Here is a 16,720-nt window from a genome sequence, read left to right as displayed (position 1 = left end):
CTCTCAGGCGCGGTCAGTCCTGGCGTTCGGCGCGGCGGGCGGCGCGGGCGGCCAGCTCCTCGGCGTCGAGGCGGGCCGCCTCCTCCGGGGTGGGGGCCGTGCCGCCGTGGCGGGCGGGGGCCCACCACTGGCCCTCCGGGCTGACCGGGTACTCGGTGATCGCCTTGTCGAGCAGGCGGGCCATCGCCTCGCGCAGCTTCTGGGTCTCGGCGACCGGGTCCTCGCCGGTGACCTCCAGCGGCGCGCCGACGTGCAGCGCGACGGTGCGGCCGCGGCTCGTGAAGTCGGACGGGTGGTCCTTGGTCTTGAGCAGCTGGGTGCCCCAGGTGACCATCGGGATCAGCGGGACGCCCGCCTCGGCGGCCATGCGCACCGCGCCGGTCTTGAGCTCCTTGATCTCCATCGAGCGGCTGATCGTCGCCTCGGGGAAGATGCCGACGACCTCGCCGTCGCGGAGATAGTCGACCGCCATGTTGTAGGACGCCTCGCCCTGCGCCCGGTCGACCGGGATGTGGTGGAAGGAGCGCATGAGCTTGCCGGTGGCGCCCTCGAAGGCCTCCTTCTTCGCCATGAACCGCACCAGCCGCTTGCTCGGCTGCGCGGCCAGGCCGTCGAAGACGAAGTCGACGTAGCCGATGTGGTTCGCCGCGAGCACCGCCCCGCCCGTGCGCGGGATGTGCTCGGTGCCCGACATCTGGAACTTCATCCCCGACAGCTTGAACAGGGTTTTGGCCGTGACGATGACCGGCGGATACGTGATGTCGCGCATGGGAAGATCCTAATGCACACGTGTGCTCTGCGGCGACGTCACGGAGCCCCAAAGTGTCGACTGGGCGGCGCCGACGGTGGTGCGGCCGCAGGCGGTCACGAGGCGCTTTCTTATCCGAGCAGGGATGTTCCTCAGGGTCGCCGAGGGATTTCGGGCGGGGTCCTGACGGCGTGTGCCGTGCCGTTCCACGGCGCAGGGTTGGCCGGCGAGCGTGCGGTGTGTAGCGTGTAGGGGTACGCGAGGTCGGTCCTCGGCGTCACGGCCGGATGGAGTCACGGTTATGTTCGCTCGGAAGTCGCACCACCGACGTTCCTCGTCGCGACGGGTCTCTCCTCTGCTGAAGGCGGTCCCCCTGCTGGTCATGGGTGTGCTGGTCGCCGGTCTGCTCGTGGTGGTGGGGCTGACCGCGCCGTGGTCGGAAGACGCCACGGGCACGCCCGCGAGCTTGGACCGACGGGATTTCGAGGTGCTGCCGGTCGAGGAGCAGTCGGATTACACCCCTGACGACGCCGCAGAGGTCGACGCGGTCGACCCGGAGGCTCCGCGGATCGACGAGGGCAAGGTGGTCGCGGAGATCGAGCCCGACGAGGTGCCGACCTTCGAGCTGTTGGGTGTCACCTGGACCGGCGGGCTGACCCCGGAGAACTCCGAGGTCCAGGTCCGCTGGCGCCAGGAGGGCGTGTGGTCGGACTGGACGCTGTTGGAGCCGGAGACCGCCGAGGCCGAGGGCGGCGTCCCGGGGACGGCCCCGAAGTGGATCGGCCCGTCGGACGCCGCCGAGGCGCGCGTCGTGGCCACCGGCGAGGTCAACCCGGAGGGGTTGACGCTGGTGACGGTCGACTCCGGCGAGGGCCCGACCCTCACCCAGGCGGCTGTGTCGCAGCCGGGCATCATCTCGCGGAGTTCCTGGGGCGCGCGAGCGTCCACGACGTGTAGCGCCCCGCAGTACGGCAGCGCTTACGGAACGATCGTCCACCACACCGCCGGCTCGAACTCGTACACCGCCGCGCAGTCGGCGGGCATCGTCCGCTCGATCCAGGCCTACCACATGGACGGCCAGGGCTGGTGCGACATCGGCTACAACTTCCTCGTCGACGCTTACGGGCAGATATTCGAGGGACGCGCCGGAGGGATCACCAAGATCCCTCGGGGTGCCCACGCGGGGAATTTCGACGTCAACCTCAACACCACGGGCGTCTCGCTCATGGGCACGTTCGTGAACGACGCGCCCTCGCAGGCGATGAAGGACGCGCTGGTCCGTCTCATCGCGTGGAAGCACTCGATCCACGGCATCCCCGCTATCGGTACCTACAGTGTCGGCGGTGTGACGCTGAACCGTATCGACGGCCACTATCGCGTCCAGGCGACCGCGTGTCCGGGAACGCAAGTCATCAACTGGATGAACGCGGCGGGTGGTTTGCGCGACCAGGTGCAGGCGGCGATGGCAAACGGCGGAGTCGGCCTCGTCAAGTCCGCGAACGATCCTAAGGTTTATTTATTGGCCAACGGGACGAAGTATCATGTGATCGACGGATCTGAGCTCGCTGTCTTGGCGTCACGGTTCGGTGGCATCCAGACGATGAGCGGCACGCAGCTGAGTGCTTACCCGAGCGGTGTGCAGGCTTCGCGTTATGTTCGTGATCAGCAGACTCAGACCTTGTACCTCTTGCAGTCTGACGGGACGAAGCATCGATTCCCAAGCGCTGAGTTGGTTGCGAGTTATGGTTATTCTCTCAATTCTTATCTGCCGCTCAACACTGCTCAACTGCAGTCATTTTCCACCGGTGCCGAGGTTGGCCGGATTTTCGCGATCGAGAATTCCAGTGCGCTGAACCTGATTGAGGGTCAGACCCGACGCCCGATCACCACGCTCAATGCCTGGGCTTCGGTTCGAGGCGGTTCTACCTATGCTGCCCGGATGTCTGCTTCCGGGGCTTCGCGCTATCAGTTGGGCGCGGCAATTCTTGAGCCGGGTGTTCTGTTTAAAGAGCGGTCGTCTCCGTCGGTTTACTTGGGCGCCACTGATTCTCATCTGGTGCATATTCCTTCGTTCGATATGGCTGCGGATCTCGGTGCCACCAGATTAGTGACAGTTGCGGATGGTGAACTGGCACGGAATTCCAAGGCCGCTCAGGGCCTTCAGCCGGCGGTTTCCTGCGGAGGAACTTCCTATATTATTGGTAGTGGGTTGTTGAATCCTGTTTCAGGATGGGATTCGACTGGTTTGACGCCCTCCGCAATGGCCAATGTGCCCTGTACTTCGCTGCGGATCGCCTCCGGGATTGTTTCTCCTCCAATTTTTGTGCAACGACGCGGTGTGGCGGACGTTTATCTCGTAGGGGAAGGGGAGTTGCATCACGTGCGGAGCTGGTCACGTTTGCTGGAGTTGGCAGGCGGATCGGAGCCGAAGGTTCTGGTGTGGAGCAATCGCACTGCTGCGGTTCTTAAAGTTGGAGCCCCGGAGTTCGGCGTTGGTTCATATATTCGTTTTGGTACGGAGCCGGAAGTCTATCGGACGGATGGCCGAACCATTCAGCATGTGACTTCGTATCAGAGTCTGCTGCGAAGCAATGGAGGGCGAGAGCCGAAAATCGAGCAAGTTTCCGCAGAATTCAAAGATTACTATTCCGTCGGTGAACCGATTACGTAGAAATTCACATTCCATTCATGCGGGAGTTGGGCCTTTCCCAATCCTCTCGGGCGGGTCGGAGCGTTTTCCGCTCCAAGGCCGAGCGGATGTGTTCGGGGAGTGGGCTGTTTGCTTTGTCTGCCGATGGTTCCAGGGAAGTCGGCGAGGCGGTTGAACCGCCGTGTCGCCTCCCTGGGGGCTGAGCGGGTAGCCGCTACCGTGAGGACATGACGAACAAGCGGATCGAGATCGACGGCGGGGTCCTGGTCGCCCATGACGGCTCCCAGCATTCGCAGGAGGCGCTGCGGGTGGCGGCGGGGTACGCCCAGGCGCTCGGTCTGCCGGTCACCGTCGCGCGCGCGTGGAGCCTCAGCACCGCGCCGCAGCCGACCACCAAGGAGTTCGGCTACGTGCCGCCCATCGACGAGTTCGAGGCCGCGACGCTCGCCGAGCTGAACAGCCACGCCGACGTCGTGCGCGCCGACTACCCCGGCGTCACGATCACCGCGACCGTCGTCCAGGGCAACGCCGTCTCCACCATCGTCGACGCCTCCGAGAACGCCGGCTTGGTGGTCGTCGGCAGCCGGGGTCTCGGCGGCTTCAAGGGGCTGCTGCTCGGATCGGTGAGCGAGCAGATCGTCCGTCACGCCCACTGCCCGGTGCTGGTCAGCCGGGAGCGCGGCGATCTCACCTCCGACTGACGCCGCTCACTCGGCCAGTTCCACGCAGACGTTGCCCAGGTGCGTGGACCCGGCGCTGTCCGTCGCGGTCACCGAGACGACGCCCGCGTAGGGTCCGCCGTCGACGCCCATCGGCGCGAGCGGACCCTCCACCCGGAACACGCCGCCCTCGCTGTCGAAGAACGGGCTGCCGCCGTTGGTGAAAGCCTGGCCGTCGTCGACGTACGCCCACTCGTAGGTGTAGGTGGTGTCGGGCGTGTACTCGGCGTCGGTGAACTCCAGGACGTCGCCCTCCTCGGCGAGCGAGACGACCTCCTCGTCGGGCGTGTACGTCAGCCGGGGCTCGGTGAACAACTCCCAGCCGCCGGTGGTCACCTCGCCGCAGGACACCCCGCCGTCCGAGGCGTTGTCGTTCCCGGAATCACCGGAGCCGGAGTCGGAGCCGCCGCAACTGGCGAGCAAGGTCAGCAGGAGCGTCGGGAGGGCGGTCGCGCGCAGGAGTCTCATAGCCAGATTGTCGGTCTGCGAGCCGCTTGGAGAACAGTGCGGACGCGGCTTATTCACTGGCGCGGCAGCACGCCCCCGGCCCGCACCACGACGCCGAGACGACTGTCGGTCCCCCAGGCGCGCATGATCGCGGTGAGATGCTTCTCCACCGTGCGGACCGACAGTCCCAGGGCCTCGGCGATCTCGGCGGTGCTGGCGTGCGCCACCGTCTCGCGGGCCACCGCCCGTTGACGAGACGTCAGACGGTAGCGGAGCCAGGCCGCCGCCACGTCGGGGTCGCCGGAGGTCCGTGCGACCTGTCTCGCCAACGCCACCCGGGACGGCACGCCGTACGCGGCCAGCACTCGGGCCAGGTGGACGCGCGTGGTGTGCGTCGAGATGAACAGCTCGGCCGCGATCTGCGCTGTGCCGAGGCCGCACAACAGCAGGTCGCGCACTTGTCGTTCCCGTTCGCTCAGCGCCGACCCGCCCAGCCCGCGCACCGGTCGCAGGCGGCGTCCGGTGCCGCGTAACTCGCGGTTGGCCGAGCGTCGGGCCGCGCGGAAGCCCGTCGAGTCGGTCCGGTCGATGAGCCGTTCCAGATCACGGGCCACCTCGCCGCGCTCGCCGAGGGCGATCCCGGCGTGCGCCTTGACGATCTCGCCCTCAGCCGCCTCGACGGCCCGTCCATCGACCCGCGCTGCGGCGATGGAGCGCTCCGCCGCCGCCAGCGCGGCCGCCGGATCGCCGAGGAAGAGCGCCGCCCGACTGCGACAGCGCTCCACCGTGGAGGTGGCGATGGGGTCGCCCTCGAACTGCTTCTCGGCGGCCGCCAGCCAGGCTGCGACCGCCACGTCGTCGCCGTCGTCGATCGCGGCGTGGATCAGGAACTCGTGGGCGATGACCCGGTCGATCACCATGGCCCGTTGCCAGCCGGAGCGGCCGATGAGCGCGGCGGAGCGACGCACCTCGCCCAGCGCGATCAGGCCGTAGGCGCACAGCAGCGCCACGCCGGACGTGAGGCGGTCGTGGCGGGTGGGCCTGAGCTGTTCGACGCGGGCGGTCAGTCGATGGGTGGCCGTCGGGTCGGCGGCGTATCCGCTGACCAGGGCACGGGTCGACTCGACCAGCAGGGAAAGGCGGTCGTCGGATTCGGCCGACAGCGCGGCGGCGTACTGGGTGGCGTGGGTGACGCATCCGGCGAAGGCCGCAGCGCGGACCTGCAGCACGGTCATCACCGTCTCGAAATGATGACCGGCCAGCTGGTCCGCGAACGACGCGGACGAGCGCAGCAGCCGATGGGAGAGTGAGACACGGCCGAGCGCCAACGCGGCCTCGGCCATCGCGTAGCGGGCGAAAGTCGCCGCGTCGCCGGGACCGAGCGTGAAGAGGAAGGGGTGCGCGTCGATGAGCGGGTCGCCGGTCGGCGTCAGGCCGGGGGCGAGGTCGGTCCAATCGCCACGGAGGCCGAGTCCGGCGCGGGCCAGCGCCAGCGTCGCGTAGGCGAGGACGACCGTCTCAGGATCATCGTGGAGGTTCGCGGGCAAGAGGGCGACCGCTCGCTCGGCCCTGGACCACGCTCGTTCGTGGTCGAGGAGCCAAGACGCCTCGAATGACGACAGCGCCGCCGACCAGGAGTCGGCGGCGCTGTCGTCGCGCCCGAAATACGGGTATCCGGTGACGATCCCGTCGAGGGTGAGCCAGGTGCGCTCGACGCGATCGTTCACGCTCAGCGGGCGCGACGCTGCAGGCGTTCGAGGTCGAGGATGATGACCGAGCGGGGCTCCAGACGCAGCCACGAGCGCGAGGCGAAGTCGGCCAGCGCCTTGTTGACCGTCTCTCGCGAAGCGCCGACCAGCTGGGCCAACTCCTCCTGCGTGAGGTCGTGGTTGACATGGATGCCGTCGTCGGCGCCGCGGCCGAAGCGGCTGGCCAGGTCGAGCAATGCCTTCGCGACCCGACCGGGGACGTCGGAGAAGACCAGGTCGCCGACGACCTCGTTGGTGCGGCGCAGGCGGCCGGCCAACTGGTGCAGCAGCGCCTTCGCGACCCCTGGGTACGCGTCGAGCACGGGGCTGAGAGCCTCATGGCCGAGGCTGCGCATCTCGACGTCGGTCACGGCGGTGGCGGTGGCGGAACGGGGACCCGGGTCGAAGAACGACAGCTCGCCGAACATCTGGCCCGGGCCGAGGATGGCGAGCAGGTTCTCGCGGCCGTCGGGCGAGGTGCGGCCCAGCTTGATCTTGCCGTCGATCACGACGTACAGCTGATCGCCCTCGTCACCCTCGTTGAAGAGCACCTCGCCGCGCCGCAGACTCGCCGTCGCCATCGACGCCTCGAGCGTCGCGGCCGCCTCCTCGTCGAGTCCGGCGAACAAGGGGGCCTGGCGGAGCACGTCATCAGACACGATGGCCTTCTCTCCAATGTCAATCTCGTCACACGTCCGCATGAAGTCTGACACATCTTCAGGCTTTCCGGGAGGTGTCGCGCCGGATCGACACACAGAATTCACTGAGACGGACCGCTGGCTAGGCTGGACCGGTGACGAGTCGAGGCGCGATCACCGTCGAGGAGACGGCACCGCCGCCCTGTGACGTCTCCCGGACCGCGCTCGTGCGACGCGCCCGCAAAATCCACCGCGTACTAGCCGAGACCTATCCCGACGCGCACTGCGAGCTCGACTTCGGCTCGCCGTTCGAGCTGCTGGTCGCGACGGTCTTGTCGGCGCAGACCACCGACCGGCGGGTCAACGCGATCACCCCGACACTGTTCGCCCGCTGGCCCGACGCCACCGCCATGGCAGGCGCCGAGCGCGCCGAGGTGGAGGAGGTCATCCGTCCGACCGGCTTCTTCCGGGCCAAGACGGGGCATCTGCTGGGCCTCTCCGCGGCGCTGGTCGAGCGCTTCGACGGCGAGGTGCCCGCCCGCATGGCCGACCTCGTCACGCTGCCGGGGGTCGGGCGCAAGACCGCGAACGTCGTGCTCGGCAACGCCTTCGACGTGCCGGGACTGCCGGTCGACACCCATGTGCTGCGGCTGGTCGAGCGGCTCGGCTGGGCCGACGCGCACACGGTCGCCGACGCGGTGCGCACCGAGCACGCCCTCGGGTCCTTGTTCCCGAAGCGGGACTGGGCGATGCTCAGCCACCGGCTGATCTTCCACGGACGCCGCCGCTGCCACGCCCGCAAGCCCGCCTGCGGCGCGTGCCCGGTGTCGCGCTGGTGCCCGTCCTACGGCCTCGGCCCCACGGACCCCGTCGAGGCGGAGGCCTTGGTGACGACGCAGGGGCGCGCATGAAGGGCTCCGTCGCGGCGGCCCTTCTCCTCGCCTTCCTGCTCGCCGCGTGCGCGCCGGACCGGTCGGCGAACGAGCGGACGCAGGGGGCGCCGGTCGACGACGCCGTGGTCGCGGCAGCACGGGACGCCGGGATCGAGGACTGCCCGCCCGGCGGAGCAGGCGGGGGCGACCTCGTCTGCCTGGCCACCGGCGAGCCCGTCGACCTGTTCGACCTCGACGGCCCGGTCGTCGTCAACGTGTGGGCGCACTGGTGCGAGCCGTGCCGGGAGGAGCTGCCGCTGCTGGCCCGGGCCGCGCGAGAGTACGCGGGCGAGGTGACGTTCGTGGGCGTGCTCTTCGCCGACGAGGACCCGGAGGCCGCCGTCGAGCTCGCCGTCGAGGCGGGTGTGGCGTACCCGCAGGCCGCCGACCGTTCCAGCTCGCTGCGCGTCCCGCTCAGCCTGCGGGGCCTGCCCGCCACCGTCTTCCTGGTCGACGGCGAGGTCGTCGGCGCGCAGCCCACGCCGTACACCGACTACGGTGGACTGGTCAGCGATATCGCCGAGCACCTGGAGGTGGGGTCGTGACCACCGCCCTGCCCGACTGGCTGCGCCCCCTCGCCGAGATCGCCTCCTCGGTGCGCGCCGAACGACTCTCGCCGCGCTTCCCGCACCCGCCGGCGGGCGCCCGCCCGGCCGCGGTGCTCATCGCCTTCTCCGACGGACCCTCCGGCCGCGAAGTGCTGCTGACCGAGCGCGCCCCGACCATGCGCCAGCACGCCGGACAGGTCTCCTTCCCCGGCGGTCGGCTCGACCCCGAGGACGGCGAGGGCGAGCAGGGCTTCGTCAACGCCGCGCTGCGCGAGGCCCGCGAGGAGGTCGGCCTCGACCCGGGCGCGGTCGACGTGTTCGGCGTGCTGCCGACGCTCTGGCTGCCGCCCAGCAACTTCGCCGTCGCCCCGGTGCTCGGCTACTGGCGCGAGCCGGAGGTGCTCTCGCCGGTGTCCGACGCGGAGGTCGGATCGGTGCTGCATCAGAGCCTCGACGAGCTCCTCGACCCGGCCCGCCGCTTCACCGTCGTGCATCCCTCTGGGTGGCGCGGCCCCGCCTTCGACGTCGGCACGCCGGTCCCGCTGTGGGGGTTCACGGCGGGCATCCTCGCGCGGCTCTTCGAGGTCGTCGGGTGGGAGCGCCCGTGGAACGCCGACGTCGTGCGGGAGTTGCCGTGAACGCCGTCGACGTCGTGCTGGTCGTGCTGCTGCTGGCCTTCATGGTCTCCGGGATCGTGCAGGGATTCCTGGCGAACCTCGCCGCGACGCTCGGCCTGCTCTGCGGCGGCCTGATCGCGGTGCTCGTCGTGCCCTACGTCATCTCGCCCGACGAGCCGACGCTGTGGTCCTCGCTCGGCGCGCTGGCCGTCGTCGTGATCGCGGCGGCCGGCGGCCAGGTCGCGGGGACCGTCTTCGGCGCGGACCTGCGCAAGTCCGTCGGAACCCGACCCGGGCGCTGGATCGACGCGACGGGCGGCGGCGCGCTCAGCGTGGTCTCGGCGCTCGTCGTGTCCTGGGCGCTGGGCTACGTGGTCAGCGGAGCCTCGGTGCCCTACCTGTCGACGGGGGTGCGCGGCTCGGCGATCCTGGGCGCGGTCGACGACGTCATGCCGCCGCAGGCCCCCCGGCTGCTGCAGGCCTTCAGCGACGTCATCGACGCCAATCTCTTCCCGCGCTACCTCGACCCCTTCGACGAGGAGGACATCGTCAAGGTCGGCCCGCCCGACCCGTCCACGCTGGAGTTGCCGGGGGTGGCCCAGGCGTCGGGGTCGGTGGTGAAGATCCTCGGCCAGACCACCTGCGACACCGGCATCGAGGGCTCCGGCTTCGTCTTCGCCGACGACCGGGTGATGACGAACGCGCACGTCGTCGCGGGGGTCGCGGCCCCCGACGTCGTGACCACCACCGGGTCGTTCCCGGCGACGGTCGTCCACTTCGACCCGGACCTCGACGTCGCGGTGCTGAAAGTCGACCTCGACCTGCCCGCGCTGCCCTTCGACTACGACGGCGAGGCCGGGCAGGACGCCGCCGTGCTCGGCTATCCCGGCAACGGCCCCTTCGACGCGCAGGCGGCCCGCATCCGCGAGGAGATCCGGCTGAACAGCCCCGACATCTACGACCAGGGCGAGCACATCCGGGAGTCCTTCTCCATCCGTTCGCTGGTGCGGTCGGGCAACTCCGGCGGCCCGCTGGTCTCCACCGAGGGCGCGGTGCTCGGGGTGATCTTCGCGGCGTCGATCACCGACTCCAACACCGGCTACGCGCTGACCGCCGAGCAGGTGCGCGAGGCCGCCGACCAGGGCGCCGCCGCCACGAAGGCGGTCTCCACGGGGAACTGCGCGTAGGGCGATGACGGACGGCACGGGCTCCCTCCCTCCTTCTCCGGCCGGCCCGGCGGGGACTGACGCGCCACGGACCGCGCCGCCGGTGTTCGGGGCTGGACGGTTGCGGCAGAGTCTGCGGATCAGCGCCGACTTCAGCGGGGAGCTGGCCGAGGGCGCGCGACGTCACGGCGACGTCTTCGCGTTCCGTTCCCTGCTCGACGAGCTGCCGGTCGCGGTCGTGTCGCATCCGGACCACCTGCGCTCGCTGTTCGCCGAGCCGCGGCTGGCTCCGTCGTTGGCCGGGGAGTCGCCGGTGCGGCCGGTGGTCGGGCTGTCGGTGCTGACGATGGTCGGCGACGACCACCGTCGTCGGCGCAAGTTGCTCATGCCGCCCTTCCACGGCGAGGCTGTCGCGCGCTACCAGGCGCAGATCGAGGAGGCGACCGCCCGGCAGCTCGACCGTTGGGAGGCGGGAGCGACGCTGCGGCTGGCCGACGCCGCGCAGGCCATCACCCTCGACGTGATCATGGCGGGGGTCTTCGGCATCGACCGGCGGACCGGGGAGGCCGAGCGGCGGCTGCGGACGCGGGTGCGGCAGGTGTTGCGGCTGTCGACGAGTCCGGTGGCGAAGGCCGGCGAGTTCGTCAACCTGCGCAGCGCCGAGCCGGTCGGGCCGCAGAAGTGGGTGATCGGTCTGCTCGACCGGGCGATGTTCGCGGTGATCGCCGAGCGTCGTGCCGCGCACGCGCCGGGGGAGCGGCACGACATCTTGTCGCTGCTGCTCGACGCGCGCGACGAGGACGGGTCCGCGCTGACCGACGTCGAGTTGCGCAACGAGTTGCTGACGTTGGTGCTGGCCGGGCACGAGACGACCGCGAACACGGTCGCGTGGGCCTTCGAGCGGCTGACCCGCACGCCTGCGGCCTACGACCGGCTGCGCGAGGAGGTCCGCTCCGGCGGCGAGGAGTATCTGGAGGCGACGGTCAAGGAGGCGATGCGGGCGCGTCCGGTCGTGCCGGTGGTCGCACGGCGGCCGAGCGTTCCGTGGCGCTTCGGGGACTTCGTCGTGCCCGCCGAGACGCGCGTGGTCATGGCGATCCTGCTGACGCACCACCGCGAGGACCTGTATCCCGACCCGGAGCGCTTCGACCCGGACCGGTTCGTCGGCGTGCGGCCGAGCCCCTACGCCTGGCTGCCCTTCGGCGGCGGCGACCGCCGCTGCCTCGGCGCCGCGCTGGCGATGGCCGAGCTGCGCGTCGTCCTGCGGGAGATGGCCCGTCGCGCCGACTTCGCTGTGACCGACGCGCCGCCCGAGCGCCCGCGCCACCGCAACGTCACGATGATCCCCGCCCAGGGCGGCCGCGTCCGACTCCTCTCCACCCGCCCCTGAGGGGTCGAGCCTAGGACGTTTCTCCTCATAGCGTGACCTGTGCGGGGGGATCCTGAAGAACCCGATCCCACGTCTCGTCGCCGACATGACGACGATGTCGCTTCCACGCCGTCCGCCACGACAGTAGCCTCTTCGCATGGATCTCACCGACTCTTGGCGCGATGTGATGCCTCAGGCGATCATCGACAGGTACGACTTCATGGAGACGCGCAACGCGGCCGCCATCTTGTCGGCCACCAACCCGGATGAGTTCCGAGATCTCTGCGATGTGCTCGAGGGCTTCGAGCTGACGACCTACGACATCATGGCGACGGGCGGCAATGAGACAGGGATCGCCGCGCGGCTGAACCACGGTTTCAGGGACCGGGAGTGGAAAGAGGAACAAGCGGTCACGACGATCCGCAACTTCATGCGGGAACGGGGGCCACGCAACAAGCCCGGTGCCATTCGTGCTCAGGCAGACCAAACCAACGAGGGGTACTTCATTGACAATGTGAAGGGCCGCGTGGTGCTCGACGTCGAGTGGAATGCCAAGGACGGCAACCTGGACCGCGACTTGAACATGTACCGCTGGCTCTACGAGGTCGGCTTCGTCGACGTGGCGGTGATGATCACGCGGGAGCATGCCGATCTCCGGGACCTGGGTGTGGACCTGCGTCGGAGGGCGGGCCAGGACGAGGCGTCCGCTAAGGCGTGGTTGAAGACCACGACCACGACGAACGCGGGGAAGCTGCTCCCTCGGGTTCAGTCGGGAAACGCCGGAGGGTGTCCCTTTCTGGGGATCTCGATCACGACGCGAACCTGGAACCGCGCGCCGGTCCCACAGGTCCCGGCCGCCACGGGAGGAGTCATTCCGGCGGGCGACACGCCGGGTGAGTGAGGGCCGGAGGGGTAGCTTATGCAAAGATCTTTTTCGTGCGAGAAAAAGATCTAAGCCGTACGAGTCGACAAGACCCCGCGCCGCCGTTGCGTGACGAGCAGCCGCCCCCCCCGCTGCCCGGCGTCGAGGGAGGGTGGAAGACGATCCTTGCTGACCCGCCGTGGCGATTCGCCAATCGTACGGGCAAGGTCGCACCTGAGCATCGACGGCTCGACCGCTACTCGACCATGGATCTGAAGTCGATCTGCGACTTGCCAGTGGCTGATGTCGCGGCCAAGGACGCCCACCTCTATTTGTGGGTTCCCAATGCGCTCCTGCCCGAGGGTCTTCGCGTGATGGAGGCATGGGGTTTCCGATACGTCTCGAACGTGATCTGGGCCAAGCGTCGCAAGGACGGCGGGCCTGATGGGCGGGGGGTCGGTTTCTACTTCCGCAACGTCACCGAGCCGATTCTGTTCGGCGTTCGCGGGAGTATGCGCACGTTGCCGCCCGCTCGTTCGCAGGTGAACATGATCGAGTCTCGCAAGCGAGAGCATTCGCGGAAGCCAGATGAGCAGTACGACCTGATCGAGCGCTGTTCCCCGGGTCCTTACCTGGAGATGTTCGCTCGTCACCCGCAGCCGGGGTGGACGGTTTGGGGCGACGAGTCCGCCGACGAGGTGGCGCCCCGTGGCAAGGTGCACCGTGGGTACCAGGGAGGCGAGATTGAACGTCCCTCGGTGATTCCCCCCGGCATCCACCTTCCGGTAGAGGCGCAGGAACGCATCGGCGAGGTCTACAAGAAGCGCTACACGGCGGGCGAATCAATTCGAGAGATAGCAGAATCCGAGGGGGTCAGCATCGGTCGGGTTCGCTCCGTCCTGCAGGCCGCCGGTACCGAGTTGCGACGACCCGGGCGTCCGTCGAGGACTGAGAAGAAGTGATTCGGCTGAGTTCCGCTGAGAACGGACCGACCTTTCACCGACGGAGCCGGTCCACCACCGGTATGCGCGGTCCGATGGCGAGAGGAGGCTGGCCGGCGCTGGGTTGGTCCCCGTTCACCATCTCGCGAGGAGAAGAGATGGGCTCCTGGACCCGGGACGGGACTACCCACTGACAAGCCCCGCGCGCCCTTGGAGGAAGGCTCCCGCGTCGAGGAGTCCCAGCGCCAACCAGCCGGTCTCATAGGCCGCCGAAGCCGCCGACGACCGCGACGCGTTCGATGCTCACGCGGGCACCGGGAGGGTGACGAGGTGGTCGTCGTAGGCCCGGTTCGTTAGGAACTCCGGCAGCTCGTCGCCGAGGCAGCCGAAGCGGACCAGCTCGCGCAGCGCGTCGACCCGCTCCTCGGACAGACCGCTCGCGGCGGCCTCCTTCGACAGCTCGTTCTCCAACACCTTCGCGATGTGGAAGGGCGTCACCGCCGTGCCGTCGCTGGTGCGGACGCCGTGCTTGCTCCACTGCCACAACTGGCAGCGGGAGATCTCCGCCGTGGCGGCGTCCTCCATCAGCCCGTCCAAGCCGACCGCGCCGAGGCCGTCGAGCCACGCGTTCACGTACCGGATCAGCACCGACACGTTGGCGCGCACGCCCTCGGTCGTCACCTCGCCCGGCGTCGCGGCGATGTCGCGCAACTGCTCGGCCGTCACCGCGACGTCCTCGCGCAGCTTGTCGAGCTGGTTCGGCGCGTCGCCGAAGGCCGCCGTGAACGCGTCCACGCAGGTCTGCACGAGGCCCGGGTGCGCCACCCAGGAGCCGTCGAAACCGTCGCCGGCCTCACGCTCCTTGTCGGCCTTCACCTTCGCCAGCGCCGCCTCGTTGGCCGCCGGGTCCTTAGCGGGGATGACCGCCGCCATGCCGCCGATCGCGTGCGCGCCCCGCTGATGGCAGGTCGACACGAGCAGTTCGGTGTAGGCGCGCATGAACGGCACCGTCATGGTCACCGCGACCCGGTCGGGGAAGACGTTGGCGGGATCGCCGCCGACGTTCTTGATGGCGCTGAAGATGTAGTCCCAGCGTCCGGCGTTCAGCCCGGCCATGTGGTCGCGCAGCTCGTAGAGGATCTCCTCCATGCGGAAGGCCGCCGGGAAGGTCTCGATGAGCACGGTGGCGCGGATCGTGCCGTGCGGGAGTCCGTACCAGCGCTCAGCGAGCGTGAACACCTCGTCCCACCAGCGCGCCTCGAGATGGCTCTCCAGCTTCGGCAGGTAGAAGTAGGGGCCGGCGCCCTGGGCGATCAGCCGTCGCGCGTTGTGGTGCATGTACACGGCGAAATCGAACAGGGCCCCGGCGACGGGCCGGCCCTGGATGAGCACGTGACGCTCCGCCAGGTGCAGGCCCCGCGGTCGCACGATGATGGTGGCGAGCCGCTGGTCTTCTTTGAGCCTGTACTGCTTGCCGTTCTCCTCGTGGGAGATGACCCGGCTGATCGCGTCGTGCAGGTTGATCTGACCCTCGATGACGTTGCGCCAGGTCGGCGCGGTGGCGTCCTCGAAGTCGGCCAGCCAGCAGCGCGCGCCGGAGTTGAGCGCGTTGATCGTCATCTTCCGGTCCACCGGGCCGGTGATCTCCACGCGGCGGTCCTCCAGGCCCGGACCTGCCCCCGCGACCCGCCAGGTGCGGTCCTCGCGGATCGCGGCGGTCTCGGGGGAGAAGGCGAAGGCCTCGACCGGGTCGCGCTCGGCGCGCGCCCGCAGGAGCTCACGGCGCGGCTCGTCGAACCGGCAGTGCAGCAGGCGCAGGAAGCCCAGCGCCCCGTCGGTGAGCATCTCGGCGTCGCGCGGCCCCTCCGGGCCGAGCAACTCCATGTCGTTGCGGGTGACAGCCATCAGAACTGTGCCTCCTCGGTCGAGCCGGTCAGCGCCGTCGTCGACGAGGCCGGGTTCACGGTCGTGCTGATCGCGTCGAAGTAGCCGGTGCCGGCCTCGCGCTGGTGGCGGGTGGCCGTGTAGCCGCGGTCCTCGTCGCCGAACTCGCGCTCCTGCAGCTCGACGTACGCGCTCATGCCGGTGCGAGCGTAGCCGTGCGCCAGGTCGAACATCGAGTGGTTGAGGGCGTGGAAGCCGGCCAGGGTGATGAACTGGAAGGTGTAGCCCATCGCGCCGAGCTCGCGCTGGAACTTGGCGATGGTGTCGTCGTCGAGGTGCTTCTTCCAGTTGAACGACGGCGAGCAGTTGTAGGCCAGCAGCTGGTCCGGGTGCTCCTTCTTGATGGCCTCGGCGTACTGGCGGGCCAGCTCGAGGTCGGGCTCGGAGGTCTCCATCCACAGCAGGTCGGCGTACTCGGCGTAGGCGATGCCGCGGTCGATGCACGGCTCGATGCCGTTGCTGACCTCGTAGAAGCCCTCAGGGGTGCGGCCGCCGGTGAGGAACTTGCGGTCGCGCTCGTCGACGTCGCTGGTCAGCAGGGTCGCGGCCTGCGCGTCGGTGCGGGCGATGACGACCGACGGGACGCCGGAGACGTCGGCGGCCAGACGCGCGGCGTTCAGCGTGCGGACGTGCTGCTGGGTCGGGATGAGCACCTTGCCGCCGAGGTGGCCGCACTTCTTCTCACTGGCGAGCTGGTCCTCCCAGTGCACGCCCGCGGCGCCGGCGGCGATCATGGCCTTCATCAGCTCGTAGGCGTTGAGCGGGCCGCCGAAGCCGGCCTCCGCGTCGGCGACGATCGGGGCGATCCAGTCGCGGGTGACACGGTGCCCGTTGTCAGTGGCCTCGACGTGCTCGAGCTGGTCGGCGCGCAGCAGCGCGTTGTTGATGCGGCGGACCACGGCCGGGACCGAGTTGGCCGGGTAGAGGCTCTGGTCGGGGTAGGTCTGGCCGGCGAGGTTGGCGTCGGCGGCGACCTGCCAGCCGGACAGGTAGATGGCCTTCAGGCCCGCGCGGATCTGCTGCACGGCCTGGTTGCCGGTCAGCGCGCCGAGCGCGTTGACGTAGTCGACGCCCTCGACCTGGCCGGTCACGTAGTCCCACAGCTTGCGCGCGCCGAGGTCGGCGAGGGTGTGCTGCTCCTGGACGGTGCCGCGCAGGCGGACGACGTCGGCGCCGGTGTAGTCACGCTTGACGCATCGCCAGCGCGGGTCGGTGGCCCACTGCTGGTCGAGCTGCTCGGCGGTGAGGGGCGTGGCGGTCATGTGAATCTCCTCGAGGGGACGTGGATGTCGTGCTAGCGAGTACACATGAGCTTCTGACCTGCGTAAACGCACGTAAATGGCTAGTTCTTGACAACCACATCCCGCGATTTTGCGAAGCTTGCGAATAAC

15 protein-coding genes are annotated in these 16,720 nt (G+C 69.2%); 9 read left to right on the top strand and 6 right to left on the bottom strand.

Annotated elements, in window-relative coordinates:
- Window positions 1–13: 13 nt before the first annotated feature.
- Window positions 14–769 (bottom strand): lysophospholipid acyltransferase family protein, encoded by a 756-nt coding sequence (locus QM621_RS04425; protein WP_414989150.1) that lies wholly within the window; start codon window positions 767–769, stop codon window positions 14–16.
- Window positions 770–1,130: 361 nt separating this feature from the next.
- Here QM621_RS04425 and QM621_RS04420 point away from each other — a divergent pair, with 361 nt between their 5' ends.
- On the top strand, window positions 1,131–3,419 hold the full coding sequence (locus QM621_RS04420) for a peptidoglycan recognition protein (protein ID WP_414989149.1): 2,289 nt from the start codon (window positions 1,131–1,133) through the stop codon (window positions 3,417–3,419).
- A gap of 206 nt (window positions 3,420–3,625) precedes the next feature.
- Entirely contained in the window at window positions 3,626–4,099 is a 474-nt protein-coding gene (locus QM621_RS04415; RefSeq protein ID WP_414989148.1) for a universal stress protein, read from the top strand.
- Between the two features lie 6 nt (window positions 4,100–4,105).
- On the opposite strand, the gene QM621_RS04410 is transcribed toward QM621_RS04415, so the two are convergent.
- The 3 genes from QM621_RS04410 to QM621_RS04400 are packed head-to-tail and all read right to left on the bottom strand — an operon-like array spanning window position 4,106 to window position 7,013.
- A complete protein-coding gene (locus QM621_RS04410) occupies window positions 4,106–4,585 on the bottom strand; it encodes a hypothetical protein (RefSeq protein ID WP_414989147.1) in 480 nt (159 codons plus the stop codon).
- 53 nt (window positions 4,586–4,638) lie between these two features.
- Window positions 4,639–6,291 carry a LuxR C-terminal-related transcriptional regulator gene (locus QM621_RS04405; RefSeq protein ID WP_414989146.1) on the bottom strand — a complete coding sequence of 551 codons (1,653 nt, stop codon included), beginning with the start codon at window positions 6,289–6,291 and terminating at the stop codon, window positions 4,639–4,641.
- Window positions 6,292–6,293: 2 nt separating this feature from the next.
- A complete protein-coding gene (locus QM621_RS04400) occupies window positions 6,294–7,013 on the bottom strand; it encodes a Crp/Fnr family transcriptional regulator (RefSeq protein WP_414989220.1) in 720 nt (239 codons plus the stop codon).
- A 92-nt stretch (window positions 7,014–7,105) separates the two neighbouring features.
- Here QM621_RS04400 and nth point away from each other — a divergent pair, with 92 nt between their 5' ends.
- From nth to QM621_RS04365, 7 genes are all read left to right on the top strand, one after another.
- Window positions 7,106–7,861 carry an endonuclease III gene (gene nth / locus QM621_RS04395; protein WP_414989145.1) on the top strand — a complete coding sequence of 252 codons (756 nt, stop codon included), beginning with the start codon at window positions 7,106–7,108 and terminating at the stop codon, window positions 7,859–7,861.
- Complete coding sequence (locus QM621_RS04390) at window positions 7,858–8,427, top strand: TlpA family protein disulfide reductase (protein WP_414989144.1); 570 nt, start codon at window positions 7,858–7,860, stop codon at window positions 8,425–8,427. Before nth ends, QM621_RS04390 begins: the two co-directional genes overlap by 4 nt.
- Window positions 8,424–9,068 (top strand): NUDIX hydrolase, encoded by a 645-nt coding sequence (locus QM621_RS04385; protein ID WP_414989143.1) that lies wholly within the window; start codon window positions 8,424–8,426, stop codon window positions 9,066–9,068. The genes QM621_RS04390 and QM621_RS04385 overlap by 4 nt, the downstream gene beginning before the upstream one ends.
- The gene (locus QM621_RS04380) at window positions 9,065–10,234 is read left to right on the top strand and encodes a MarP family serine protease (RefSeq protein ID WP_414989142.1); all 1,170 of its coding nucleotides are present in this window, start codon (window positions 9,065–9,067) and stop codon (window positions 10,232–10,234) included. Before QM621_RS04385 ends, QM621_RS04380 begins: the two co-directional genes overlap by 4 nt.
- A 4-nt stretch (window positions 10,235–10,238) precedes the next feature.
- Window positions 10,239–11,603 (top strand): cytochrome P450, encoded by a 1,365-nt coding sequence (locus tag QM621_RS04375; protein WP_414989141.1) that lies wholly within the window; start codon window positions 10,239–10,241, stop codon window positions 11,601–11,603.
- Between the two features lie 136 nt (window positions 11,604–11,739).
- Window positions 11,740–12,483 carry a BglII/BstYI family type II restriction endonuclease gene (locus tag QM621_RS04370; protein ID WP_414989140.1) on the top strand — a complete coding sequence of 248 codons (744 nt, stop codon included), beginning with the start codon at window positions 11,740–11,742 and terminating at the stop codon, window positions 12,481–12,483.
- An 86-nt stretch (window positions 12,484–12,569) separates the two neighbouring features.
- Window positions 12,570–13,406 carry an MT-A70 family methyltransferase gene (locus QM621_RS04365; RefSeq protein WP_414989139.1) on the top strand — a complete coding sequence of 279 codons (837 nt, stop codon included), beginning with the start codon at window positions 12,570–12,572 and terminating at the stop codon, window positions 13,404–13,406.
- A gap of 282 nt (window positions 13,407–13,688) precedes the next feature.
- On the opposite strand, the gene aceB is transcribed toward QM621_RS04365, so the two are convergent.
- Complete coding sequence (gene aceB, locus QM621_RS04360) at window positions 13,689–15,290, bottom strand: malate synthase A (RefSeq protein WP_414989138.1); 1,602 nt, start codon at window positions 15,288–15,290, stop codon at window positions 13,689–13,691.
- Window positions 15,290–16,591, bottom strand: coding sequence for an isocitrate lyase (gene aceA / locus QM621_RS04355; RefSeq protein ID WP_414989137.1), 1,302 nt, complete (start codon window positions 16,589–16,591; stop codon window positions 15,290–15,292). Before aceA ends, aceB begins: the two co-directional genes overlap by 1 nt.
- Between the last annotated feature and the right edge of the window lie 129 nt (window positions 16,592–16,720).

Origin of the sequence: Aeromicrobium sp., assembly GCF_047606445.1 — a bacterium.
Taxonomy (GTDB): Bacteria; Actinomycetota; Actinomycetes; order Propionibacteriales; family Nocardioidaceae; genus Aeromicrobium.
This window is presented reverse-complemented; position numbering and strand designations above follow the sequence as displayed.

Coding starts and splice junctions, on each gene's coding strand:
- aceB (WP_414989138.1), bottom strand. CDS start 15,290: ATGGCTGTCACCCGCAACGACATGGAGTTGCTCGGCCCGGAGGGGCCG.
- aceA (WP_414989137.1), bottom strand. CDS start 16,591: ATGACCGCCACGCCCCTCACCGCCGAGCAGCTCGACCAGCAGTGGGCC.
- QM621_RS04425 (WP_414989150.1), bottom strand. CDS start 769: ATGCGCGACATCACGTATCCGCCGGTCATCGTCACGGCCAAAACCCTG.
- QM621_RS04375 (WP_414989141.1), top strand. CDS start 10,239: ATGACGGACGGCACGGGCTCCCTCCCTCCTTCTCCGGCCGGCCCGGCG.
- QM621_RS04420 (WP_414989149.1), top strand. CDS start 1,131: ATGGGTGTGCTGGTCGCCGGTCTGCTCGTGGTGGTGGGGCTGACCGCG.
- QM621_RS04390 (WP_414989144.1), top strand. CDS start 7,858: ATGAAGGGCTCCGTCGCGGCGGCCCTTCTCCTCGCCTTCCTGCTCGCC.
- QM621_RS04410 (WP_414989147.1), bottom strand. CDS start 4,585: ATGAGACTCCTGCGCGCGACCGCCCTCCCGACGCTCCTGCTGACCTTG.
- QM621_RS04415 (WP_414989148.1), top strand. CDS start 3,626: ATGACGAACAAGCGGATCGAGATCGACGGCGGGGTCCTGGTCGCCCAT.
- QM621_RS04400 (WP_414989220.1), bottom strand. CDS start 7,013: ATGCGGACGTGTGACGAGATTGACATTGGAGAGAAGGCCATCGTGTCT.
- QM621_RS04370 (WP_414989140.1), top strand. CDS start 11,740: ATGGATCTCACCGACTCTTGGCGCGATGTGATGCCTCAGGCGATCATC.